Origin of the sequence: Amycolatopsis sp. NPDC005961, assembly GCF_040629235.1 — a bacterium.
Classification (GTDB): Bacteria; Actinomycetota; Actinomycetes; order Mycobacteriales; family Pseudonocardiaceae; genus Amycolatopsis; species Amycolatopsis camponoti.
This window is the reverse complement of the sequence record NZ_JBEXVF010000055.1, coordinates 42,127-64,471: the sequence shown is the minus strand read 5'-3', so window position 1 is coordinate 64,471 and position 22,345 is coordinate 42,127. Positions and strand designations below refer to the sequence as shown.

22 protein-coding genes are annotated in these 22,345 nt (G+C 71.8%); 5 read left to right on the top strand and 17 right to left on the bottom strand.

What is annotated here, in order from left to right:
- Positions 1 to 269: 269 nt before the first annotated feature.
- Entirely contained in the window at positions 270 to 1,544 is a 1,275-nt protein-coding gene (tyrS, locus tag ABZ342_RS35935; RefSeq protein WP_360482800.1) for a tyrosine--tRNA ligase, read from the bottom strand.
- A 32-nt stretch (positions 1,545 to 1,576) separates the two neighbouring features.
- Entirely contained in the window at positions 1,577 to 2,212 is a 636-nt protein-coding gene (locus tag ABZ342_RS35930) for a DNA-3-methyladenine glycosylase (protein ID WP_360482797.1), read from the bottom strand.
- Between the two features lie 106 nt (positions 2,213 to 2,318).
- Between ABZ342_RS35930 and ABZ342_RS35925 the strand changes: the two genes are divergently transcribed.
- The 3 genes from ABZ342_RS35925 to ABZ342_RS35915 are packed head-to-tail and all read left to right on the top strand — an operon-like array spanning position 2,319 to position 4,179.
- Positions 2,319 to 2,864, top strand: coding sequence for a hypothetical protein (locus tag ABZ342_RS35925; RefSeq protein ID WP_360482794.1), 546 nt, complete (start codon positions 2,319 to 2,321; stop codon positions 2,862 to 2,864).
- On the top strand, positions 2,861 to 3,529 hold the full coding sequence (locus tag ABZ342_RS35920) for a DUF4166 domain-containing protein (RefSeq protein ID WP_360482791.1): 669 nt from the start codon (positions 2,861 to 2,863) through the stop codon (positions 3,527 to 3,529). Before ABZ342_RS35925 ends, ABZ342_RS35920 begins: the two co-directional genes overlap by 4 nt.
- Positions 3,529 to 4,179 carry a TetR family transcriptional regulator gene (locus ABZ342_RS35915; protein ID WP_360482788.1) on the top strand — a complete coding sequence of 217 codons (651 nt, stop codon included), beginning with the start codon at positions 3,529 to 3,531 and terminating at the stop codon, positions 4,177 to 4,179. Before ABZ342_RS35920 ends, ABZ342_RS35915 begins: the two co-directional genes overlap by 1 nt.
- Here the strand turns inward: ABZ342_RS35915 and argH are convergent.
- The 8 genes from argH to argC are packed head-to-tail and all read right to left on the bottom strand — an operon-like array spanning position 4,172 to position 11,599.
- Entirely contained in the window at positions 4,172 to 5,587 is a 1,416-nt protein-coding gene (gene argH / locus ABZ342_RS35910; RefSeq protein ID WP_360482785.1) for an argininosuccinate lyase, read from the bottom strand. The two genes, ABZ342_RS35915 and argH, sit on opposite strands and share 8 nt — an antisense overlap.
- 30 nt (positions 5,588 to 5,617) lie before the next feature.
- Positions 5,618 to 5,881 carry an argininosuccinate synthase gene (locus ABZ342_RS35905; protein WP_360482782.1) on the bottom strand — a complete coding sequence of 88 codons (264 nt, stop codon included), beginning with the start codon at positions 5,879 to 5,881 and terminating at the stop codon, positions 5,618 to 5,620.
- The gene (locus tag ABZ342_RS35900) at positions 5,878 to 6,378 is read right to left on the bottom strand and encodes an arginine repressor (protein ID WP_155546218.1); all 501 of its coding nucleotides are present in this window, start codon (positions 6,376 to 6,378) and stop codon (positions 5,878 to 5,880) included. The genes ABZ342_RS35905 and ABZ342_RS35900 overlap by 4 nt, the downstream gene beginning before the upstream one ends.
- Positions 6,375 to 7,301 (bottom strand): ornithine carbamoyltransferase, encoded by a 927-nt coding sequence (argF, locus tag ABZ342_RS35895; protein WP_155546217.1) that lies wholly within the window; start codon positions 7,299 to 7,301, stop codon positions 6,375 to 6,377. The genes ABZ342_RS35900 and argF overlap by 4 nt, the downstream gene beginning before the upstream one ends.
- Positions 7,301 to 8,503, bottom strand: a complete 1,203-nt coding sequence (locus ABZ342_RS35890) for an acetylornithine transaminase (protein ID WP_360482778.1) — start codon at positions 8,501 to 8,503, stop codon at positions 7,301 to 7,303. Before ABZ342_RS35890 ends, argF begins: the two co-directional genes overlap by 1 nt.
- Positions 8,500 to 9,417, bottom strand: a complete 918-nt coding sequence (gene argB, locus ABZ342_RS35885; RefSeq protein ID WP_155546215.1) for an acetylglutamate kinase — start codon at positions 9,415 to 9,417, stop codon at positions 8,500 to 8,502. The genes ABZ342_RS35890 and argB overlap by 4 nt, the downstream gene beginning before the upstream one ends.
- Positions 9,414 to 10,574: a bifunctional glutamate N-acetyltransferase/amino-acid acetyltransferase ArgJ gene (argJ, locus tag ABZ342_RS35880; protein WP_360482774.1), complete on the bottom strand. Its 1,161-nt coding sequence runs from the start codon at positions 10,572 to 10,574 to the stop codon at positions 9,414 to 9,416. The genes argB and argJ overlap by 4 nt, the downstream gene beginning before the upstream one ends.
- On the bottom strand, positions 10,571 to 11,599 hold the full coding sequence (gene argC, locus ABZ342_RS35875; protein WP_155546213.1) for an N-acetyl-gamma-glutamyl-phosphate reductase: 1,029 nt from the start codon (positions 11,597 to 11,599) through the stop codon (positions 10,571 to 10,573). The genes argJ and argC overlap by 4 nt, the downstream gene beginning before the upstream one ends.
- A gap of 83 nt (positions 11,600 to 11,682) precedes the next feature.
- Between argC and ABZ342_RS35870 the strand changes: the two genes are divergently transcribed.
- The gene (locus tag ABZ342_RS35870; protein WP_360482769.1) at positions 11,683 to 12,651 is read left to right on the top strand and encodes a YafY family protein; all 969 of its coding nucleotides are present in this window, start codon (positions 11,683 to 11,685) and stop codon (positions 12,649 to 12,651) included.
- Between the two features lie 184 nt (positions 12,652 to 12,835).
- Here the strand turns inward: ABZ342_RS35870 and ABZ342_RS35865 are convergent, their stop codons facing one another.
- The gene (locus ABZ342_RS35865; RefSeq protein ID WP_360482766.1) at positions 12,836 to 13,333 is read right to left on the bottom strand and encodes a helix-turn-helix domain containing protein; all 498 of its coding nucleotides are present in this window, start codon (positions 13,331 to 13,333) and stop codon (positions 12,836 to 12,838) included.
- 227 nt (positions 13,334 to 13,560) lie between these two features.
- Positions 13,561 to 15,144: an alpha/beta hydrolase gene (locus tag ABZ342_RS35860; protein ID WP_155546210.1), complete on the bottom strand. Its 1,584-nt coding sequence runs from the start codon at positions 15,142 to 15,144 to the stop codon at positions 13,561 to 13,563.
- 193 nt (positions 15,145 to 15,337) lie between these two features.
- Between ABZ342_RS35860 and ABZ342_RS35855 the strand changes: the two genes are divergently transcribed.
- Positions 15,338 to 16,027, top strand: a complete 690-nt coding sequence (locus tag ABZ342_RS35855; RefSeq protein WP_360482763.1) for a DNA alkylation repair protein — start codon at positions 15,338 to 15,340, stop codon at positions 16,025 to 16,027.
- 438 nt (positions 16,028 to 16,465) lie between these two features.
- On the opposite strand, the gene pheT is transcribed toward ABZ342_RS35855, so the two are convergent.
- The 5 genes from pheT to rplT all read right to left on the bottom strand — a co-directional run bounded on the left by pheT (position 16,466) and on the right by rplT (position 22,295).
- Entirely contained in the window at positions 16,466 to 19,030 is a 2,565-nt protein-coding gene (pheT, locus tag ABZ342_RS35850; protein ID WP_360482760.1) for a phenylalanine--tRNA ligase subunit beta, read from the bottom strand.
- Positions 19,030 to 20,091 (bottom strand): phenylalanine--tRNA ligase subunit alpha, encoded by a 1,062-nt coding sequence (gene pheS, locus ABZ342_RS35845; protein ID WP_360482757.1) that lies wholly within the window; start codon positions 20,089 to 20,091, stop codon positions 19,030 to 19,032. The genes pheT and pheS overlap by 1 nt, the downstream gene beginning before the upstream one ends.
- 134 nt (positions 20,092 to 20,225) lie before the next feature.
- On the bottom strand, positions 20,226 to 21,059 hold the full coding sequence (locus ABZ342_RS35840; RefSeq protein ID WP_155546206.1) for a DUF6159 family protein: 834 nt from the start codon (positions 21,057 to 21,059) through the stop codon (positions 20,226 to 20,228).
- Between the two features lie 49 nt (positions 21,060 to 21,108).
- Positions 21,109 to 21,924: an RNA methyltransferase gene (locus ABZ342_RS35835; RefSeq protein ID WP_360482809.1), complete on the bottom strand. Its 816-nt coding sequence runs from the start codon at positions 21,922 to 21,924 to the stop codon at positions 21,109 to 21,111.
- Positions 21,921 to 22,295, bottom strand: coding sequence for a 50S ribosomal protein L20 (gene rplT / locus ABZ342_RS35830; RefSeq protein WP_155546205.1), 375 nt, complete (start codon positions 22,293 to 22,295; stop codon positions 21,921 to 21,923). Before rplT ends, ABZ342_RS35835 begins: the two co-directional genes overlap by 4 nt.
- Between the last annotated feature and the right edge of the window lie 50 nt (positions 22,296 to 22,345).

Here is a 22,345-nt window from a genome sequence, read left to right as displayed (position 1 = left end):
TAGTTCACTAGCACACTGTTGAGTTCTCAAGCAACACACCCCGAGTCGCGCCGCCGTCAAGCGGCCTTACCCGAAGCGAGTATTCCTAGCAGTTTTTGGTGGGACACCCACTCAATCGCTTCGAGCGAGAGCTTGGTTCGTGTCCCGGCGGCCACTCGGTTTCCCTGGCGACTTGGAGAACTTTACACCCCGTGAGAGGGCCCGAAACAGGGGGGTACCTTAACCGCGTTCCCGCAGGTCAGGCCCCTGTTTCGGGCCACCGGAGCCGGTCAGCCGCCGAGGGCGACGCCGGCGACGTTGCGGCGGCCCCGGCGGACCACCAGCCACTTGCCGTGCAGCGCGTCCTCGTGGGACGGCTTCCACTCCTCGTCGGCGACCTTCACGTTGTTCACGTACGCGCCGCCCTCCTTGACCGTCCGGCGCGCCGCACCCTTGCTGTCCACCAGTCCCCCGGCGAGCAGCAGGTCGACGATCGTCGCCTCACCGGACGGGTCGACCTTGCCGTTCGGTACCTCGGCCATCGCCGCGTCCAGGGTGCGTTCGTCCAGCTCGCCGAGCTCGCCGCGGCCGAACAGCGCCTGGCTGGCGTTGATGACCTGCCGGGTCTGCTCCTCACCGTGGACGAGGATCGTGAACTCCTCCGCCAGCCGCTTCTGCGCGGCCCGCAGGTGGGGGCGCTGCTCGGTGTCCTCGGCCAGCGAGGCGATCTCCTCCTGACTCAGGAACGTGAACATCCGCAGGTAGCGGATGACGTCGGCGTCGCCCACGTTCACGAAGTACTGGTACCAGGCGTACGGCGAGGTCATCTCCGGGTCGAGCCAGAGGTTCCCGCCCCCGGTGGACTTGCCGAACTTGCGCCCCTCGGCGTCGGTGACCAGCGGCGCGGTCAGCGCGTGCGCACCCGCCCCGTCGGTCCGGCGGATCAGGTCGACCCCGCCGACGAGGTTGCCCCACTGGTCGGAGCCGCCGACCTGCAGCTTGCAGCCGTACTTGCGGTGCAGCTGCAGGTAGTCCTGCGACTGCAGCAGCAGGTAGCTGAACTCGGTGTAGGACATGCCGTCGCCCTCGAGCCGGCGCTTGACCGTCTCCCGGTTGAGCATGACGTTGATCGAGAAGTGCTTCCCGACGTCGCGCAGGAACTCCAGCGCGGTCTGCTGCCCGGTCCAGTTCAGGTTGTTCTCGACGATCGCGCCGGTCGGCGAGTCGTCGAAGTCGACGAACCGCTCGAGCTGGCCGCGGATGCGCCCGGCCCACTCGGCGACGACGTCGAGCGTGTTCAGCGTCCGCTCGCCGGTGTCGCGCGGGTCGCCGATCATCCCGGTCGCGCCGCCGGCCAGCACGATCGGCCGGTGGCCGGCGCGCTGGAAGCGCTTGAGCATGAGCAGCGGGACCAGGTTGCCGGCGTGCAGGCTGGGTGCGGTGGGGTCGAAGCCGCAATAGAGCGTCACGGGACCCTGGTCGAGCTCGCGCCGGAGGGCGTCGATGTCGGTGGACTGCGCGATGAGGCCGCGCCAGGACAGCTCGTCGAGGATGTGTTCGCTCACGCCTGTAGATCCTCCCGCACCAGGTCAACCGACTAAACGGCGGGTCGGACCCGGCGCTTCCCGCCACGGCGGTAGGTGGACACGGCCGGCGACGCGCCGTCCCAGAAGCGCCACGGCGTGTCCATCGCCATCGCGACGCCGACCCGGGGACCGACGCGGATCCGCTCGGCGGGCACGCGCTCGCCGACGCGCAGCCGGACCGGGGACGCCGGGTCGGTCAGGTCGACGCCGTTCTGCGCGCGGTCGACGCGCAGCACCGACGTCAGGATGGCCGGGCCCTTCGCGAGTTCGCCGGTCCCCCGCGCGTTCGGACGCCGCGCGCGGACGACGTCGAGGCCTTCGACGACCTCGCCCGCGCGGAGCAGGACCGCGCCGGGCATGTCCTCGTGGGTGCCGACGACGTTCGCGCAGAAGTGCATCCCGTAGACGAAGTACACGTACAGGTGGCCCGCGGGTCCCCACATGACGGCGTTGCGCGGGGTGCGGCCGCGGTAGCAGTGCGACGCGGGGTCGTCCTCGCCGCGGTAGGCCTCGACCTCCACGAGCCGGACGCCGACCGTGCCGTCGGAGCTGGTGGCCTCCAGGACCGAGCCGAGCAGCAGGTGCGCCAGGTCGACGGGGTCGAGCGCCAGCTCCTCACGAGTGAACAACCGGCCTGCGTCGCTCAAGCGTGCTCCTCCCTCGGTATGCCGATCACCCTAACCCTTGAGCGATCGCTCAAAGTTCTCTACAGTCGATTTGAGCAGTCGCTCAAACTCTGAGGGGAGCCGAGAGATGCGACCGAAGGCGCTCTACGTCGAGACCGTGATCCGCACGGACCTGGACACGCTGTGGCGGCACACGCAGGACCCCGCCCTGCACCGCCGCTGGGACCTCCGCTTCGCCGACATCAGCCCGGTCGCCGGGCACGACGGTCACTTCCGCTACGCCTCGCGGTTCCTCGGGGTCACCGTCACCGGAGTGGGGGTGAGCGCGGCGTCGCGCACCTGGCCGGACGGTTCGCGCACGTCGGTGCTCCGGTTCGCCTCCGCCGACCCGTTGTCGCTGATCAGCGCGGGTGCCGGGTTCTGGCGCTACACGCCGGTCGGCGACGGCGTCCGCTTCGTCACCGGCTTCGACTACGGCACCCGCTGGGGGCGCTTCGGGCAGCGGGCCGACCGGATGTTCCGCCCGCTCTTCGGCTGGATGACGGCGTGGTCGTTCGACCGGCTGCGGCTCTGGCTCGAGACCGGGACGCCACCGGAGGACCAGCTCCTGACCGCGCCCTCGGCCGCCCGCTGCGGCCGGACCCGCCCGCGCGCCGAGGTCGTGGCGCGATGACCGGCGTCTTCGAGCGCGCGCTCGGCGCCGACTTCGCGTTCCTGCACCCGCGCATGCGGGAACGGCTCGCCCTCTCGGCCGGGCGCGGCATGATCGGCCACGGCGTCATGGACCGGATCTGGCGCGGCCCCGGCTTCACCCTGCCGTTCCTGTGGCTCGGGTCGTCGCGGCACATCCTGTTCCCCGACTGCGGCCGGAACGTGCCGTTCACCATCGAGAACTACCCGTACGTGGAACGGCACGGCCGCGAGACGGTGTCCTTCGTGCGCACCTTCGAATTCCCGAGACGGCGAAGGCGCTTCGACGCGCAGATGGTGTTCAGCCCCGGGCGCGGGCTCGTCGACTACCTGGGAACGCACCAGCACCTGGCGGTGGACCTCGCGGTGTCGGCCCGGCCGGACGGCGGCTTCCGGATCCGCACCGGCGAGTTCCGGCTCCAGGAGGGGCCGGTCCGCGCCGGCCTACCGCGGATCCTCACCGGCTCCGCGCGGGTCGAAGAGTGGTTCGACGAGGCGAGCGGGCAGTTCCGGATCGAGGTCGCGGTGGTCAACCCGCGCTTCGGACCGGTGTTCGGCTACGAAGGCGCCTTCGCCGCGCGGTTCGTCGACGTCGGCGGCGGGGTGAGCGGGGCGGTCAAGCCACTTCGTGAGAAGGTCATGGACTGATGGGCACCGGCCGGAACTCCAGCTCGCGGGACACGAAGCAGAAGCTCGTGGACGGCGTGCTCGAGATCATCCGGCACCAGGGCATCACTGCGGTCTCCGCGCGGTCGGTCGCCACGGCGGCCGGCGCGAACCAGGCGCTGATCTTCTACCACTTCGGCAGCGTCGAGGAGCTCATCGCGCAGGCGTGCGTCCTCGCGACCGAAGCCCGGGTCTCGCTCTACCGGGAGCGCTTCGCCGCCGTGAACTCGGTCGGCGACCTCCTGGAGCTGGGCCGCGAGATCCGGGTCGCCGAACGCGCGGAGGGCAACCTCGCCGTGCTGGCCCAGACGCTGGCCGGGGCGCAGGGCAGCGAGCGGCTCTCCCAGGCGACCCGCGAGGGTCTGGAGAAGTGGATCACCGAGGTCCGGACGGCCCTCGAGCGCGTGCTCGCCGGGTCGCCGCTGGCCGAGCTGGCGGACCCCGCCGGGCTGGCTCACGCCGTGTCGTCGGGGTTCCTCGGGCTGTCGCTGTTCGAGACCGTCGATCCCGAGGGCGCCGAGCAGGCCGTGACCGCGCTGGAGCAGCTGGCCGTGCTCGTCGACGTCCTGGACGGGCTCGGCCCGGTGGCCACGCGGGCCGTCCGGGCCAAGCTCCGCAAGTCCCTCAGTTGAGCCACTGACGGGCCGCAGTGACGCGCTCTTCGAGCCGCGCGCGCTGTTCGGCCACCCGCTCGGGCGCCGTGCCACCGCGGGCGTTGCGCGACTTCACCGAGCCTTCGACGGTCAGCACGGCCCGCACCTCCGGGGTGAGCGCCGGGTTGATCTTCTCGAACTCCTCGTCGGTCAGCTCGTCCAGGCCGACGCCGCGGGACTCGGCGACGCGGACGCTTTCGCCCGCCGCCTCGTGCGCGACGCGGAACGGGACGCCCTGGCGCACCAGCCATTCCGCGATGTCCGTGGCCAGCGTGAAGCCGGCCGGGGCCAGCTCGGCGAGCCGATCGGTGTGGAACGTCAGCGTGGCGAGCATCCCGGCGATCGCCGGGAACAGGAGCTCCAGCTGCTCGACCGAGTCGAACACCGGCTCCTTGTCCTCCTGCAGGTCGCGGTTGTAGGCCAGCGGCTGCGCCTTGAGCGTGGCCAGCAGGCCGGTGAGGTTGCCGATCAGCCGGCCGGCCTTGCCGCGGGTCAGCTCCGCGACGTCCGGGTTCTTCTTCTGCGGCATGATCGAGCTGCCGGTCGCCCAGGCGTCGTCGAGCGTGACGTAGCCGAACTCGGCGGTGTTCCAGATGATCACCTCTTCGGCGATCCGGGACAGGTTCACCGCGAGCATCGCGACGGCGAAGGCGAACTCGGCGACGAAGTCGCGCGAAGCGGTGCCGTCGATGGAGTTCTCGACGCTCGTCGCGAAGCCCAGCTCTTCGGCGACGGCCTCGGGGTCGAGGCCCAGCGACGAGCCGGCCAGCGCGCCCGAGCCGTACGGCGATTCGGCCGTGCGCGCGTCCCAGTCCTGCAGCCGCGAGACGTCGCGCAGCAGCGCCTGGCCGTGGGCCAGCAGGTGGTGCGCGAGCAGCACGGGCTGGGCGTGCTGCAGGTGGGTGCGGCCGGGCAGGATCGCGTCCGGGTGCCGCTTCGCCTGCGACACCAGCGCGTCGACGACTTCGAGCGTGCCGGCGACGACCCGGCGGGACGCGTCGCGCAGCCACATCCGGAACAGCGTGGCCACCTGGTCGTTGCGCGAGCGGCCGGCGCGCAGCTTGCCGCCGAGCTCGGTGCCCGCGCGTTCGAGGAGGCCGCGTTCGAGGGCCGTGTGCACGTCCTCGTCGGCGATCGTCGGGGTGAACTCCCCCGCCGCGACGTCCTGGGCAAGGGTGTCCAGCGCGGCCAGCATGCCGGCGAGCTCGTCGTCGGTGAGCAGGCCCGCCTTGCGCAGCACGCGGGCGTGCGCGCGGGACCCGGCGATGTCGTAGGGCGCCAGGCGCCAGTCGAAGTGCGTCGACGCGCTCAGCGCGGCCATGGCTTCCGCCGGACCGCTGGCGAACCGGCCGCCCCACAGCTGCACCGGCTGCTCGTTCCCGCTCACTGTTCTCGCTTCTCCTCGGTGTTCGTGTGTTCAGGCGACCGTGATCCGGCCGTCGTACAGGACCAGGCGGACACTGGCATATCCGCGACAGGCCCGCCGTTCGAGCGCGGCGCGGGTTTCGCGGCGGCCGATTCTCTGTGCTTCACCGCGTGCGCTCAGCATCCGGTGTGCTTCGGCGACGGAGACGGTCTCGCCGTCGATCGCCACCGGCACCCCGCCGTCGTAGGTCACGACGACCTCGTCCGGCGCGAGGAATTCGCCCTCGGCCGGGAAGATATCGCCGATCGTGATCATGGTGGTCCTTCGTCCGCCGATCGTTGGGCGAGGGCGGCGAAGCGCTCGGCGAGCCCCTTGCCCGTCAACGGTTCGCGCGCGATCACGGCGACGGTGTCGTCGCCCGCGATCGAGCCGACGACCTCCTCCAGCGCCGCCCGGTCGATGGCGCTGGCCAGGAACTGCGCCGCGCCCGGTGGAGTCCTCAGCACCATCAGGTTGCCCGACGAGTCGGCCGAGACCATCAGCTCCGCGAGCAGCCGGGAGAGCCGCGACGTGCCACCCTGCACCCCGCGGACGGGGCTGCCGTCCTCCGGGATGACGTAGACCGGCGCGCCCGAGTCCGGCCCGCGCAGCTTGACCGCGCCCAGCTCGTCGAGGTCGCGCGACAGCGTGGCCTGGGTGACCTCGATGCCCTCGGCGGCCAGCAGCTTGGCCAGCTCGGTCTGGCTGCGGATGGTCATGGTGGACACCAGCTCGGTGATCCGCGCCTGCCGCCCCACCCGGCTGCTGGTCATCGCCGGCTCTCCTCGAAGAGCCAGACCAGCAACGCCTTCTGCGCGTGGAGGCGGTTCTCCGCCTCGTCCCACACCGCGCTGGCCGGGCCGTCGATCACCTCGTCGGTGATCTCCCAGCCGCGGTGCGCGGGCAGGCAGTGCAGGACGATCGCGTCGTCCGCGGCCTTCTTCAGCAGCTCGGTGTTGACCTGCAGGGCGCGGAACGGGCCGACCCGGTCGAGGCCGTCGTTCTCCTGGCCCATCGATGTCCACGTGTCGGTGACCAGCACGTCGGCGCCGGCGACCGCCGCGTACGGGTCGGTGAAGACGGTGGCCGTGCCCCCGGTCTCCTCGCCGCGCTGCTTGGCGTCGAGCATGACCTGCTGGTCGGGCTGGAACCCGAGCGGCGAGACCACGCGGACGTGCATCCCGGCGGTGACGCCGGCGAGCAGCAGCGAGTGCGCCATGTTGTTGGCGCCGTCCCCGAGGTAGACGAGGGTGAGGCCCTCGAGCTTCCCCTTGCGCTCGCGGATGGTCATCAGGTCGGTGAGCGCCTGGCACGGGTGGAACTCGTCGGTCAGCGCGTTGACGACCGGGATCGACGCCGCCGTCGCCATCGCCTCGATGCGCTTCTGCGCGAAGGTCCGCCACACGATCCCGTCCACGTACCGCGACAGCACCCGCGACGTGTCCTCGATGGTCTCTTCGCGGCCGAGCTGCATCGAGCGGCCGTCGACGATCACCGGGTGGCCGCCGAGCTGGCTGATGCCGACCTCGAACGAGAACCGCGTGCGGGTCGAGTTCTTCTCGAAGATCGCCGTGATCGACTTGCCGGCAAGGGTCTTGTTCCCCAGCGGGTCGGCCTTCAGCGCGTCGGCGAGGTCGAGGATGGCCTTCTGCTCGGCGGGACTGACGTCGTCGTCGCGGAGGAAGTGGCGGAGCATCAGTCGGCGTCCTTCGTGGTGGAGTCGAGCGCGTTCGGGAGTGCGGCCAGGAAGCCCTGGGCCTGGTCGCCGTCGAGGACGAGCGGCGGCGCGAGCCGGACGGTGTCCGGCGCGACGGGGTTGACGAGGTAGCCCGCGTCCTGCACGGCCTTGGCGACCGCGCCCGAGACGGGCTTGCGCAGGGCGATGCCGAGCAGCAGCCCGCTGCCGCGCACCCCGGCGACGAGCGGGTGGCCGAGCGCCTCGACGCCCGCCGCGATGTCCTTGCCCAGCGCCGAGACGTGGTCGAGGAGGCCCTCCGCGGCGATCGTCTTGATCACGGCGAGACCGGCCGCGCAGCACACGGGGTTGCCGCCGAAGGTGGTGCCGTGCTGGCCGGGCTTGAGCAGGTCGCCCGCCGCGCCGACGCCGATCACCGCGCCCAGCGGCAGCCCGCCGCCGAGGCCCTTGGCCAGCGTGATCACGTCCGGGACGACGCCGGCCTGCTGGAAGCCGAACCAGGTGCCGAGGCGGCCGAGGCCGGTCTGCACCTCGTCGAGCACCAGCAGCGTGCCGGTGGCCTTGGTGATCTCACGGGCGGCCTGCAGGTAGCCGTCCGGCGCCGGGATGACGCCCGCCTCCCCGAGCACCGGCTCCAGGAAGACGGCCGCGGTCTCGGTGTCGACGGCCGCCTTCAGCGCCTCGACGTCCCCGAACGGCACGTGCTCCACCCCGGGCACCAGCGGCTTGAAGGGGTCGCGCTTGCCGGGCTGGCCGGTCAGCGTCAGCGAGCCCATGGTCCGGCCGTGGAACGCGCCCTCGGCGGCGACCACCTTGGTGCGCCCGGTCAGCCGGCTGATCTTGAGCGCGGCTTCGTTGGCCTCGGCGCCGGAGTTGACGAACAGCACCTTGCCGTGGCCGGTGAGCCCGGCGACGTCGAGCAGCGACTCGGCCAGCTCCACGGCCACCGGGTTGACGTACAGGTTCGAGGTGTGGCCGAGCTGCTTGACCTGCGCGGTGACGGCCTCGACGACCGCCGGGTGCGCGTGGCCGAGCGCGTTGACCGCGATGCCGCCGACGAGGTCGACGTACTCCTTGCCGTCGGCGTCCCACACCTTCGCGCCCTCGCCGCGGACGAGCGTCAGCGCCGGGGTGCCGTAGTTGTCCATCAGGGCGGACTGCCAGTGCCGCTGACCATCCACATTGGACTTGAGGTCGGTCACGGGAGCTCCGTTTCGGGGAAGACCATGGTGCCGATGCCGCGGGAGGTGAAGACCTCCAGCAGTACCGAGTGGGCGAGGCGGCCGTCGATCACGTGCGCCCGGCGCACGCCGCCGCGGATGGCGCGCACGCACGCCTCCATCTTCGGGATCATGCCGCTGGCCAGGGTGGGCAGCATCGGCTCGAGGCGATCGACTCGGATGCGGTCGATCAGCGACGACCGATCGGGCCAGTTCGCGTACAGGCCTTCGACGTCGGTGAGCACGACGAGCTTTTCCGCGCCCAGCGCGGCCGCGAGCGCACCCGCGGCGGTGTCGGCGTTCACGTTGTGCACGACACCGTCGACGTCCGGCGCGACCGTGGAGACCACCGGGATGCGCCCGGCGTTGACGATGTCGAGCACCGCGTCCGGGTTGACCTCGGCGACCTCGCCGACGAGCCCGATGTCGACTTGTTCACCGTCCACAGTGGCCTGCTTGCGCTCGGCGGTGAACAGCCGGGCGTCCTCACCGGAGATGCCGACCGCGTACGGCCCGTGGGCGTTGATCAACCCGACCAGCTCGCGGCTGACCTGCCCGGTGAGCACCATCCGGACGATGTCCATCGTCTCCGGCGTGGTGACGCGCAGGCCGCCCTTGAACTCGCCTTCGACCCCGAGGCGCTTGAGCATCGCGGTGATCTGCGGGCCGCCGCCGTGCACGACCACCGGACGCAGGCCGGCGAGCCGGAGGAACACCATGTCCTCGGCGAAGGCGGCCTTCAGCCCGTCGTCGATCATGGCGTTGCCGCCGTACTTGATCACCACCGTCGCGCCGTGGAACCGTTGCAGCCACGGCAGCGCCTCGATGAGCACGCCGGCCTTCTCGGCCGCCGTCGCGAGTCTTTCGTCCGCGGAAATCAGTGCCTCCTGGGTCATGAGGAGTACGCGCTGTTCTCTTCGACGTAGCCGTGCGAAAGATCCGTGGTGTAGATGGTGGCCGCTTCGGTGCCGACCCCGAGGTCGACGACGATCTCGATGGCGCGCGCGGTGAGGTCGGCCTCCGACCGGTCGGCGGCGGGCATCCCCTGGGCGAACAGGGTGACGCCGTTGATCGCGATCGACACGGTCTCCGGGTCGATCCGGGCCGGGACCCGGCCCAGCGCCATCGCGATCCGGCCCCAGTTCGGGTCGGACCCGAACAGCGCCGTCTTGACCAGGTTGTCCTCGGCGATCGTGCGGGCAACCGCGATCGCGTCGGTTTCGGACTCGGCGCCCTGGACGGTGACGTTGACGTCCTTCGTGGCGCCTTCGGAATCGGCGCGCAGCTGGAGGACGAGGTCGAGGCTGACCTTGGTGAGCAGCTCGGTGAGCTCGGCTTCGGTCGGTTCGACCCCGCTCGCGCCGGAGGCCAGCACCAGGACGGTGTCGTTCGTGGACGTGCCACCGTCGACGTCGAGGCGGTCGAAGGTCACGTGGGTGGCCGCGCGCAGGGCCCGGTCGAGGGCCTCCTTGCCCACCACGGCGTCGGTCGTCAGCACCGAGAGCATGGTGGCGAGGTTCGGGGCGAGCATGCCCGCGCCCTTCGCGAAGCCGCCGACGCTCCAGCCGCCGTCGTGCTTCGCGAACGCCTGCTTCGGCTTGGAGTCGGTGGTCATCACGCCCGTGGCGGCGTTCAGGCTCGCTTCGGCGCTCGCGTCGAGCGCCTTGAACGCGGTGTCCACTCCGGACAGGACCGCGTCCATCGGCAGCCGTTCCCCGATCAGGCCGGTGGAGCAGACGGCGACCTCGATCGCGCCCGCCTGCAGCACTTCGGCCACCTTCTCGGCGGTGGCGTGGGTGTCCTGGAAGCCGCCGGGGCCGGTGGCCGCGTTCGCGCCGCCCGAGTTGAGGACGACCGCCTTCAGCCGCTGCTGCTTGAGCACCTCCTGCGACCACAGCACCGGCGCGGCCTTGATGACGTTGCGGGTGAACACGCCGGCCGCGACGTCGAGCGGGCCGTCGTTGACGACCAGCGTTAAGTCGAGCGCGCCGGACGCCTTGATCCCGGCGGCGACGCCGGCGGCGCGGAAGCCCTGGGGCCCGGTGACGGTCACGGTGCGACTCCTACGGTGGAAAGGCCGGTGGCCTCGGGGAGGCCGAGGGCCAGGTTCATCGACTGGACGGCACCGCCGGCGGTGCCCTTGGTGAGGTTGTCGATCGCGGCGACGACGACCAGGCGCCGGGCGTCGGCGTCGACCGTGACCTGCAGCTGGACGTTGTTCGAGCCGAGCGTCGCCGACGTCGTGGGCCAGGCGCCCGCGGGCAGCAGCTGGACGAACGGCTCCGCGTCGTAGGCCTTCTCGTACGCCGCGCGGGCGGCGGCCTCGTCGACGTCGCCCTTCAGCGGGGCGCTCGCCGTGGTGAGGATGCCGCGGGGCATCGGCGCGAGCACCGGGGTGAAGGACACGCTGACCTTCTCCCCCGCGACGGCCGAGAGATTCTGCGCGAACTCGGGGGTGTGGCGGTGGGCGCCGCCGACGCCGTACGCGCTCGCCGAGCCCATCACCTCCGAGCCGAGCAGGTTCGGCTTGAGGCTCTTGCCGGCGCCGGAAGTACCGGTGACCGCGACGACCGTGACGTCCGGCTCGATCAGGCCGGCGGCGAACGCGGGCGCGAGGGCCAGCGAACCACCGGTCGGGAAGCAACCGGGCACGGCGACGCGCTTGGTCCCGATGAGCTTCTCGCGGGCGCCGGGCAGTTCGGGCAGGCCGTAGGGCCACTGACCGGCGTGGTCGCCGCCGTACCAGCGCTGCCAGTCGGCCGGGTCGGCCAGGCGGTGGTCGGCGCCGAGGTCGACCACCAGGACGTCCGGGCCGAGCTGCGCCGCGATCTCCGCGGAGTGCCCGTGGGGCAGCGCGAGAAACACGACATCGTGCCCGGCGAGGGTCTCCGGCGTCGTCTCGGCGAGAACCCGGTCGGCCAGGGGAACGAGGTGGGGCTGGTGGACGCCGAGCTTCGTGCCCGCGCTGCTGGCGGCCGTGAGCGCGCCGATCTCGACCTCGGGATGGGCGAGGAGCAGGCGCAGCAGTTCGCCGCCCGCGTACCCGCTGGCTCCGGCCACCGCGATGTTCACCGTCATACGCATGATTATGCACGCCCTTGCAAGGCTAAACAAACAGGATTACCGGGAAGTGTCCCCCGCCACCTTGGGATGCTGGGCGGATGACGGACACCCCGGCGCGACTGCTCGGCCTGCTCTCGCTGCTCCAGACACCGCGGGAGTGGCCGGGCAGCGAACTGGCCGGCCGGCTCGGCGTCAGCCCGCGCACGATCCGCCGCGACGTCGAGCGGCTGCGTGAGCTCGGCTACCCGGTGGAGGCCAGCCGCGGCGTCGCGGGTGGCTACCGGCTGGTCGCCGGCACCGCGATGCCGCCCCTCGTGCTCGACGACGACGAAGCCGTCGCGATCGCGGTGGGGCTGCGGACCGCCGCGGGGCAGACCGTCGCCGGGATCGAGGAGGCGTCCGTGCGGGCGCTGGCCAAGCTGGAGCAGGTCCTGCCGGCACGGCTGCGCCGCCGCGTGGGCACGATCGGCGCAGCGACGGTCGCCGTGCCGGCCGTGGGGCCCGCCGTCGACCCGGCGCAGCTGACGGTGTTCGCCGGCGCGATCACCAACCGCGAGACGGTCCGCTTCCGCTACCGCGCGAACGACGGGGCCGAGACGCGGCGCCGGGCCGAGCCACTCCGGCTGGTCGCCACCGGACGCCGCTGGTACCTCGTGGCCTACGACCTCGACCGCGCGGACTGGCGCATCTTCCGCGCCGACCGGGTCCGCGACGCCCAGGCGACCGGCGGCCGCGTCGCCCCGCGGAAGCCGCCCGCGACGGACCTGGCCGCCTACGTCGTCGAACGGCTCTACGACCTCGTGCCGACGTACGCCGCGGTCGCCGTCCTGGCGGAACCGGCGGCGCAGGTCGCGCCCCGGCTCGGTGCCGCGGCCGGCGAGCTGACCGACCTCGGCGACGGCCGCTGCCGGTGGCGGAGCCACGGGGACACCTTGGACTGGCTGGCGTTCCGGTTGCTGGGGCTCGGGTGCGCGTTCACCGTCGAGGAGCCACCCGAGCTGGTCGCCCATCTCGGGGTGCTCGCCGACCGAGCCGCCGCGGCGGCGGGTTCCGGCGCGCGGGGGTGATCGCCGGTACGGCACTGCTCCTCTTACCTCGGGTACCGGGCCGGCGACTCCCTCCGCCACGGTCACGACCGCACGTTCGGGCCACCCGCCAAGGTCGAAGCCCATCAGCACTCCTCCACTCGCAAGGGGAAAGGACGACGGCGGCGGTGGGCCCGTCCACTGTGGACCGGCCCACCACGGCCGCTCAGCTCGGCTCCGCTCCGTCCAGGTCCGTCCGCCTGCTCGGCGGCACCGGGAGGTAGCAGCCCGGGTTCTCTGGGTCGCAGCCCACGCGGGGCAGCCGGGCGCGGATGCCGCCGGGGGTGCGCTCGAAGTACGCCGCGATCTCCGCGACGCTCTCGCCCGCGATCCACCGGTTCTCCAGCTCCGCGTCCAGCTCCTCGTTCCACGGGCGGCCCTGCTGGGCAGGACGGCCCGCGGATCTTCGCCGCGGCCCCCGGCCCGCGCCGGTCGCCGACAGCAGACCGTCCGCGACGAGGTCGGCCACCGTGGCCGCCACCGCGACGTCCAGGTCGAGGCTGCCCTCGGCGACCGGTTCGCCGCCGGGACCGCCGGCTTCCAGGGTGATCATCACCCGGGGAGTCGGTTCGGCGCGGTCGTCGTCCGTCCTGGTGGCGACCGCGATCTGGTAGGTGATTTCCTGTGCCCGGACCTCGGTCCGGCGCTCTTCGATGATCGACATGCCACGAAGCTAGCGCGTACCCCCGACAATTTTCGGCCACGCGCTGCTCATGGGCGACTTCGCTCCGAAACTGTCGGACCCCTCGCCTAACGTCTCCCCCGACCACACCAAGTGATGGGGAGGCGACGATGAGGCACCAGGGGAAGAGTGCGAAGAGACCGCGCCGGAAAAGACACTGCCCCGGTCCGGGCGAACCGGACCGGGGCAGCGGACTGCGTGGATTTCGCTCAGAAGTGCAGCAGCTGGGCCAGCGTGCTCTGCTTCTCTTGGGCGGCCTTCGCGGAGCTGTCCGACTTCTGCGCCGAGGCGCCGTCGGGCACCGGTGCCGGCACCGGATCGCACTGGACGTCCGAGTGGTTGCCGGGCTGGCGCTTCGGCAGCTTGCCGGTGGCCAGGTAGTCGGCGATCTTGTCGTCCACACAGGACACCCCGGACAGCGAACCGGCGTGCGTCGTGCCGCCCGGCGCGCTGATCAGGCTCGAGTTCGGGTATCGCTTCCGGACCTCGAGGCTGCCGGCGTACGGCGTCGCCGCGTCCAGCTCCTCGCTGATCAGCAGCGCCCCGGCGACCTTGCGGCCGTCGATGTCCACCGGCTTGCCCGCCTTGGCCGGCCAGTACACGCACGGCGCGTTGAACCAGGCGTTGCCCCAGGTCTCGAACGGGGCCTTGAAGTAGGTCAGCCAGTTGTCGGCGCGCCACTTGTTCCAGTTCGTCGGCCACTGGACGTCGGTGCACTGCACACCCAGGTACACGGCGAAGCCGTTGTCGGCGCCCGGCGGGTTCGAGTCGTCGTAAAGGTCCTTCAGCGTCTGCCAGTCACCCTTGTGGACGTACCCGTCGAAGGCCTTCGCCATGTCGACCCAGCCGAAGACGTAGTAGCCGGCCTGCAGGAAGATGTCGGTCCACTCGTCGCCGCCGATGACGCCGCCCGCCGGGTTCCTGGTGAGCTTGCGCTGTGTGTCGTACCAGAGCTTCTCGACGGCGGAGCCGGACTTGCCGAGGTGGTAGACGCTGTCGTAGGACGCCAGCCAGGCGAAGTAGGTCTTGATGTTCTTGTCGAACGCGACGTCCTGGTCGAGGTTGGCCTGGTACCAGACCTTCCGCGGGTCGACGTTGCCGTCCAGCACCATCCGGCGGACGTTCTTCGGGTACATCGTGCTGTACACCTGGCCGAGGTAGGTGCCGTACGAGAAGCCGTAGTAGTTGATCTGCTTCTCGCCCAGTGCCTTGCGCAGGCTGTCCATGTCCTGCGCGACGTCGGTCGTCTTGAGGTGGTCGAGGATCGCGCCGTTCTTCTTGCACGCCTCGGCGTAACCCCGGGAACGGTCGAGCCAGGTCTTCTCCAGCTTCGGAGTGGTCGGCACGTAGGCCGGCCGGTTGTAGCTGAAGTAGTTCCCGTCGCAGCTGACCGACGGCTTGCTGGACCCGACACCGCGGGGGTCGAAGCCGATCCAGTCGTAGTTGTCCCCCGCGTGGTTCGGCACGTACTTGCCGAGCACCGAGAGCCCGAGCCCGGAGCCGCCGGGACCGCCGGGGTTCACGAGCATGATCCCCTGCGACTGCGGGGTCTTGTGCTTTATCCGCGACACCGCGACGGAGACCTTCGCCCCGCCCGGCTTCGCGTAGTCCATCGGCACGTCGAGGAAGCCGCATTCGGCGCCCGCGGCCTTAAGGTTCGCCGACGCGCAGGGCCCCCAGGCGATCGGCGCGGGACTGAACTGCACCCCGGGGTCTGCCGAAGCGGCGGGCGCGGCGGCCATCAGCCCGGCCGCGAGCCCCGCGGCGGCGACAGCGGCAACGATTCTCTTCACAGTCGTCCTTTTCATCCGCATTGGACAGAGTTCGCCGGATTCCGGCGAAACTACCGGCAACCTTCGCCAATCTCGTCGACCGGCGCGACTTCCGCCATCCGTCTTTCGTCGGGACCTGCGCCGGCCGCGGAGGGCCGGAACTGTCGGTGCCCGGCAGTACGCTCCGGACCGCCGCAGGGCGACGGGAGGACGCGTGAGCGTGGACGAACAGCTGGTCAAGGCGATCCGCACCGGGCTGGCCGAGCTGGCCGACCCGGTGAAGGCGCCGGCGATGCAGGCGTACATGAAGTCGGTCATGCCGTTCCGCGGGGTGGCTTCACCCGAGCGAAACGTGCTTCTCAAGCGGGTTCTGGCCGACCACATACTGCCCGATCGGGTGACATATACGGCGACCGTGCTGGAGTTGTGGCGGGGAGCGGAATTCCGCGAGGAGCGGTACGCGGCCATCGCGCTTTCCGAGCACCGGGCGTACGGGCGGTGGCAGGACCCGGAGCTGCTGCCGATGTACGAGGAGATGATCGTCAGCGGCGCGTGGTGGGACCACGTGGACGAGCTCGCGATCCGCCGGGTCGGCCCGATCCTGCGCGCCGACCGCGGCAGGGTCACCCCGACCATGTTGAGCTGGGCGGCCGACCGCGACCTGTGGCGCCGGCGGACGGCGATCATCTGCCAGATCGGCGCCAAGGAGGAAACGGACACCGACCTGCTCACCCGCACGATCGAGCCGGCGATCGCCGAGCCGGAGTTCTTCCTGCGCAAGGGAATCGGCTGGGCGTTGCGCGACTACGCGAAGACGAGCCCGGACTGGGTCCGGTCCTTCGTGGACGATCACCCCGGACTGTCGGGGCTGTCCCGGCGGGAGGCGCTCAAGCACATCGGCTGAGGTCCGGCCGCGGACGCACATACCCGGACGGACGACACGCGTACCCAGGCGGACGACACGCGTACCTGGAGGGACGACTCGCGTGCCCGGGCGGTCGGTTTGCGTACCCGGGCGGTGGAGTCGCGTACCGGAACAGCGAGTCACGTACCCGGGCGGCCGGGTTGCGTACCGGAACAGACGACTCGCGTACCCGGGCAGCCGGGTCGCGTACCTGGAGGGACGACACGCGTACCCGGGCGGTCGGTTTGCGTACCCAGGCGGACTACACGCGTACCTGGGCGGACGACACGCTTATCTGGGGAGTCGTGGCGCGTGTCGGGACCCTTGGGGTCACTGGCCGGAAGGCCGATGTGGGGCGGGGCGGGTGAGTTGGGCGGAAACGGCGGGAGGGGCCGGTTTCCCGGCCCCTCCCGCGGTGAACTTCCTCGTGCGCGCCGGTCAGGCGCGCAGTGTTGCCTCGAAGCGCTCGGCTGCCGCTGCCACTGCCGCGTCGCGGGCCTTGATGGCCTCGTCGACCGTCAGGGTGCGGTCCGCCGCGCGGAAGCGCAGCTTGTACGCCAGCGAACGCTTGCCCTCGCCCACCTGCTCGCCCGCGTACACGTCGAACAGCGTGATGTCCTCCAGCAGCTCGCCCGCACCTTCGCGCAGGACCGCCGCCAGGTCCGCCGACGGCACCTCCGCCGCCACGACCAGCGCCACGTCCAGCAGCACCGGCGGGTACCCCGACACGCTCGGCGCCGGGCGGGAGTCCGGGAGCGGGATCGCGTCCAGGTCCAGCTCCATCGCCACCGTCCGCGGTGGCAGGCCGAGGGCCTCGACCACCTTCGGGTGCAGCTCGCCCGCGTGGCCGACCGGCCAGTCGCCGACCTGCAGGCGGGCGCAGCGGCCCGGGTGCCACGGCGGGAGGTCCGCCGCCTGGACCGTCAGCTCGATGCCGGCGGCCTTCGCGACCGTCCGGGCGGCCTGGACCGCGTCGGCCCAGTTCGCCGGCTCTCCGGCACCCCACCAGCCCGCTCGGTGACGCTGGCCCGCGAGCACCACGGCCACGTGCAGCGGCTGCGGCGGCACGGCCGCTTCGAGCAGCGCGAGCTCCTCGTCCGACGGCCGGCCGTCGACGCCGAGGTCCGGGACCTTCAGCGGGTTCGGCGCGGGCAGCACGACCTGGCCGATGTGGAAGAGCGAAACGTCCTTCATCCCCCGGGACACGTTGCGCTGCAGCGTGTCCAGCAGACCCGGCAGCAGCGTCGTCGCCAGCCGGTTGCGGTCGGCCTCCAGCGGGTTGCGGACCACGACCGCGTTGCGGCGGACGTCGCCCGCCGGCAGGCCGAAGGCGTCCCACACCGCGTCGCTGATGAACGGGAACGGGCGCACCTCGACGTACCCGGCCTCGGCCAGTGCCCGGGACACACTCCGGACGCGCCGCTGGGCGTCGGTCAGACCTCGGCCGGCCGGAGCGGCGGGCAGCGTCGACGGGATGCTGTCGTAGCCCTCCAGCCGCAGCACCTCTTCGACGAGGTCGGCCGGCTGGCGCAGGTCGCCGCGCCAGCTCGGCGGGATCGCCGTGACCATGCCGGTGCCGTCGTCGCCCGTGCTGACCGAGACCTTGCAGCCGATCTGGGACAGCCGCCGGACGGTCACGCCGCGCTGGTAGCTCACGCCCGCGACCTTGTCGGGCAGGTTGATCGGCATCATCACGGGCGGGTTCGGCTCGACCGAGCCCTCGTCCGTGCGGCCGGGCTGGATCGCGGCGTCGCCGTACTGGCGCAGCAGGCGCGCGGCCAGCTCGACGGCGGCCGCGCACAGCTGCGGGTCGGTGAACCGCTCGAACCGCTTCGCGGCCTCGGAGAACAGCTTGTGCCGGCGCGCGGTGCGGCTGATCGCGGCCGGGTTCCAGTGCGCCGCCTCGAGCAGCACGTCGGTGCTCTCCGGTGTGATCTCGGTGCTCGCGCCGCCCATCGTGCCGGCGAGGGAGATGACGCCGGTGTCGTCGGCGATGATCACGTCGTCCGGGTCGAGCGTGCGCTCGACGTCGTCCAGCGTGGTCAGCTTCTCCCCCGGCTTCGCCCGGCGGACCACCAGGTCGCCCTGGATGGCCTTCGTGGCGAACGCGTGCAGCGGGTGCCCGAGCTCGAGCATCACGTAGTTGGTGACGTCGACGGCCAGGGAGATGGAGCGGATGCCGGCCAGCATCAGCCGCCGCCGCATCCACCACGGCGTCGGCGCGGTCGAGTCCAGGCCGGTGACGCGGCGCAGCACGAACCGCGGGCAGCCTTCCGGGTCCTCGACGTGGACCGGCCAGGCGTCGCCCTCGGCCGCCGGGACCTCCAGCAGCGCCGGGTCGCCGAAGGCCACGTCCAGCGCGTTCGACAGCTCGCGGGCGAGGCCGCGGATCGACAGCGCGTAGCCGCGGTCCGGCGTCGGGGTCAGCTCGATCACGGTGTCGTCGAGGCCGAGCAGCTCCGACGCGTCGTCACCCGGGCTCGCGGTGCCCGAGGGCAGCACGAGGATGCCGGTGTGGTCGTCGCCGAGGCCCAGCTCGCGGGCGGAGCAGATCATGCCGTCGCTGACCCGGCCGTACGTCTTGCGGGTCGCGATGGTGAAGTCGCCGGGCAGGACCGCGCCGGGCAGCGCGACGACGACCAGGTCGCCTTCGGCGAAGTTGCGGGCGCCGCAGACGATGCCGCGGGTCCGGATGCCGTGCGGGCCCTCGTCGAACTCGCCCGACTCGTCGTCCTCGTCCTCGTCTTCGTCGTCGGCCGGCTCTTCCGGCTCCTCGGCCTCTTCGCCGACGTCGACGCGGCAGAACCGGATCGGCTTCTTGAACTCGGTGAGCTCCTCGATCTCGGCCACCCGGCCGACGACCAGCGGACCGGTCACCGGCCCGAGCTGCTTCAGGTCGTCGACCTCGATGCCGATCCGGACGAACGCGTCGGCCAGTTCCTGCGGCGTGACTTCCTCGCCGATGTCGAGGTGCTCGGTCAGCCAGCTGACGGGGACTCGCACTACGCCTCCGTTCCGAAGGGAAGGGTGAAGCGGACGTCGCCCTCCACCATGTCGCGCATGTCCGGGATCCCGTTGCGGAACTGCAGGGTGCGCTCGATGCCCATGCCGAAGGCGAAGCCCGAGTACACCTCGGGGTCGACGCCGCAGGCGCGCAGCACGTTCGGGTTGACCATGCCGCAGCCGCCCCACTCGACCCAGCCGGGGCCGCCCTTCTTCTCCTCGAACCAGACGTCCACCTCGGCGGACGGCTCGGTGAACGGGAAGAAGTGCGGACGCAGCCGCGTCTTCGAGCTCTCGCCGAACATCGCGCGGGCGAAGGCGTCCAGCGTGCCCTTGAGGTGCGCCATGGTGATGCCCTTGTCCACCGCGAGGCCTTCGACCTGCGTGAACACCGGGGTGTGCGTCGAGTCGAGCTCGTCGGTGCGGTACGTGCGGCCCGGGCAGACGACGTACACCGGCAGGTCGCGGTGCAGCAGGGTGCGGGCCTGCACCGGCGAGGTGTGCGTGCGCAGCACCAGGCCGGAGTCCTCCTCGCCGACGTAGAACGTGTCCTGCAGCTGCCGGGCGGGGTGGTCCTTGCCGAAGTTCAGCGCGTCGAAGTTGAACCACTCGGCTTCGAGCTCCGGGCCCTCGGCGACCTCGTAGCCCATCGCCACGAACGCGTCGGCGACGCGCTCGGAGATGGTGCTGATCGGGTGCCGGGCACCGCGTGGGACGCGGTCCCACGGGAGCGTGACGTCGACGGCCTCCTCGCGCAGCACACGCTCGTCGCGCTCCACCTGGAGCTCGGCGCGGCGCTTGTCGAAGGCGGCCTGGACGGCCTGGCGGGCCTCGTTGACGCGCTTGCCCGCCTCGGCCTTCTCCGACTTGGGCAGGGCGCCGATCGCCCGGCGGGCCAGGCCCACCGGGGACTGGTCGCCGAGGTGAGCCGGCTTGACCTCGGCCAGCGCTTCGAGCCCGGTCGCGGCGGCGAACGCGGCTTCGGCGGCCTTGACCGCTTCCTGCAGCGTCTCGGGGGCGAGCACCGCGCCCTGGGCTTCCTTCTCCGTGGCTCCGGACATAACTCCTCGGCGTCCGCTGGGACTGGTCGTGCGCGCACCGCCGGACACGCGGCGCGCGAGAGGTCAAAGGTGGGAAAAGTCTATGGGATCGGGTCCGCGCGCCCCCGGTCGCCCCGGGGCGCGCGGATGCGCGGTCAGCGCTCGCGGAACGCGTCGGCGAAGTCGACCGACGCAAATTCGCCGGGCACCACGCCGTCGGCGGCGTAGCGGTACAGCGCCGTCTGGTAGATACCGGACAAAGTCGTGGTGAAGACGGCGACGAGCAGGGTCCAGACGATCGCCAGCCCGACCGCGACGAACACGGTGGCCGTGCCGCCGAGCAGGAAGCCGGCGCCGAGGAACACGACGTACCCGGCCAGGGTGAGCAGGAAGCCGACCAGGCCGATGCCCGCGGTGCCCGCGACGTTCTCGCCCCAGGTGCGCCGGAACAGCTCGACCGAGCGCTTGACGCCGCCGCGGACGCCGGCGCCTTCGAGGACGACGACCGGCAGCACGAGGAACGTCGTGAGCCGCCAGGCCAGGCCGACCAGGCCGCTGACGATGCTGCCGAGGAAGCCGAGCCGCTCCTCGATCGTGCGCAGCACCAGGCTGACCGTCGCGGTGAGACCGGCCCAGCCGAGCAGCGCCGGCCAGCGCCGGGCCGCCGCGGCCAGGCCCGTGCCGACGCCCGGGACGCCGCCGTCGCCGCGCAGCGCGAGGTCGGCCTGGGAGATCAGGGCGGCGTTGAAGAAGATCGTGGTGAACGCCGAGACGAGGTAGAACGCCGCCAGCAGCACGTAGGTGCCGACGCTGGGCCGGAAGTGCTCGCCCGCGAGGTCGACGGTGAAGAACGCCGGGGTGAGGAACGCCGCGGCGACCAGCAGCCCGGCGGTGCCGGCGAGCACCGGGAACCACGCCAGGCCCTTGTGGGCGCGCAGCACCTTCAGCGAAGCGGAGAACAACGCGAACGAACGAGCGAGCCTGCCCATGATTTCCCCCAGGTGACCACAATGGATACCGGGGCAGCCTAGCGGCCGGTCAGCGGCGTGCCGCCATCGCGCTCGTGTACACGCAGACGGCCGCCGCGGTGGCCAGGTTGAGGCTCTCGGCCTTGCCGTACAGCGGGATCCGGACGGCGAGGTCGGCGCGCTCGAGAACGTGGGCGGGCAGCCCGTGGGCCTCGTTGCCGAAGACCCACGCGGTCGGCTCGGTGAGATCCACCCGATCGAGTTCGGCGTCGGCGTAGCCGTGCGCGGCGAACGTGCGCAGACCCGCCGCCGAGCAGGCGGAGAGGGCGGCCGGCACGTCGCGGACGCGCGCGATGGGGAGGTGGAACAGGCTGCCGGCGGCCGCGCGGACGCACTTGCCGTTGTGCGGGTCTACGGTGTCGCCCGCCAGGACCACGGCGTCGGCGCCCGCCGCGTCGGCGACGCGGATGACCGTGCCCGCGTTGCCGGGGTCGGCGACGTCGACCAGCACCACGACGAGCCGGGCGCCCGGCGTCACGGCCTCGTCGAGCGGCCGGTCGAGCAGCCCGCAGACGGCCACGATGCCTTGGGGCGTCACGGTTTCCGACAGCCCGTCGGCGGCGCGGTCGGTGATCGGCGAGACCGGGACGCCGGCCGCGCGGGCCGCGTCGACCAGGTTCGCGTGCTGCTCCGCCGCGCGGGCGGTGACGAACAGCTCGTGCACCGTGCCGCCGGCCAGTGCGGCTTCGACGGCGTTGGCGCCTTCGGCCAGGAAGCGGCCGGTCTTGTCGCGTTCCGCGCGCCGCGTCAGCTTGCGCGCAGCAACGACCCGGGGGGTCCGTTCGGTGAACGGATCCGCCCCGGGCCGGGGAAAGCTGCCGGTCAGGCCGACTTCGCTTCGGTGTTCACGTTGGCCTTGGCGAGCTCGGCCAGCGCGGCGAAAGCGGCGGCGTCGTTGACGGCGAGGTCCGCGAGGATCTTGCGGTCGACCTCGACACCCGCGGCCTTGATGCCCTGGATGAACCGGTTGTAGGTCACGCCGTTCGCGCGGGCGGCCGCGTTGATGCGGGTGATCCACAGCTGGCGGAAGTCACCCTTGCGGGCACGGCGGTCCCGGTAGGCGTAGTTGAGCGAGTGAAGCGTCTGCTCCTTGGCCTTGCGGTACAACCGCGAACGCTGGCCGCGGTAGCCGCTGGCCAGTTCGAGAGTTGCGCGACGCTTCTTCTGGGCGTTGACCGCCCGCTTGACGCGTGCCACGGGTCCATCCTGTCGATCTCGGGGGGCGAGGGGAAACGCCCCGGGTGGTT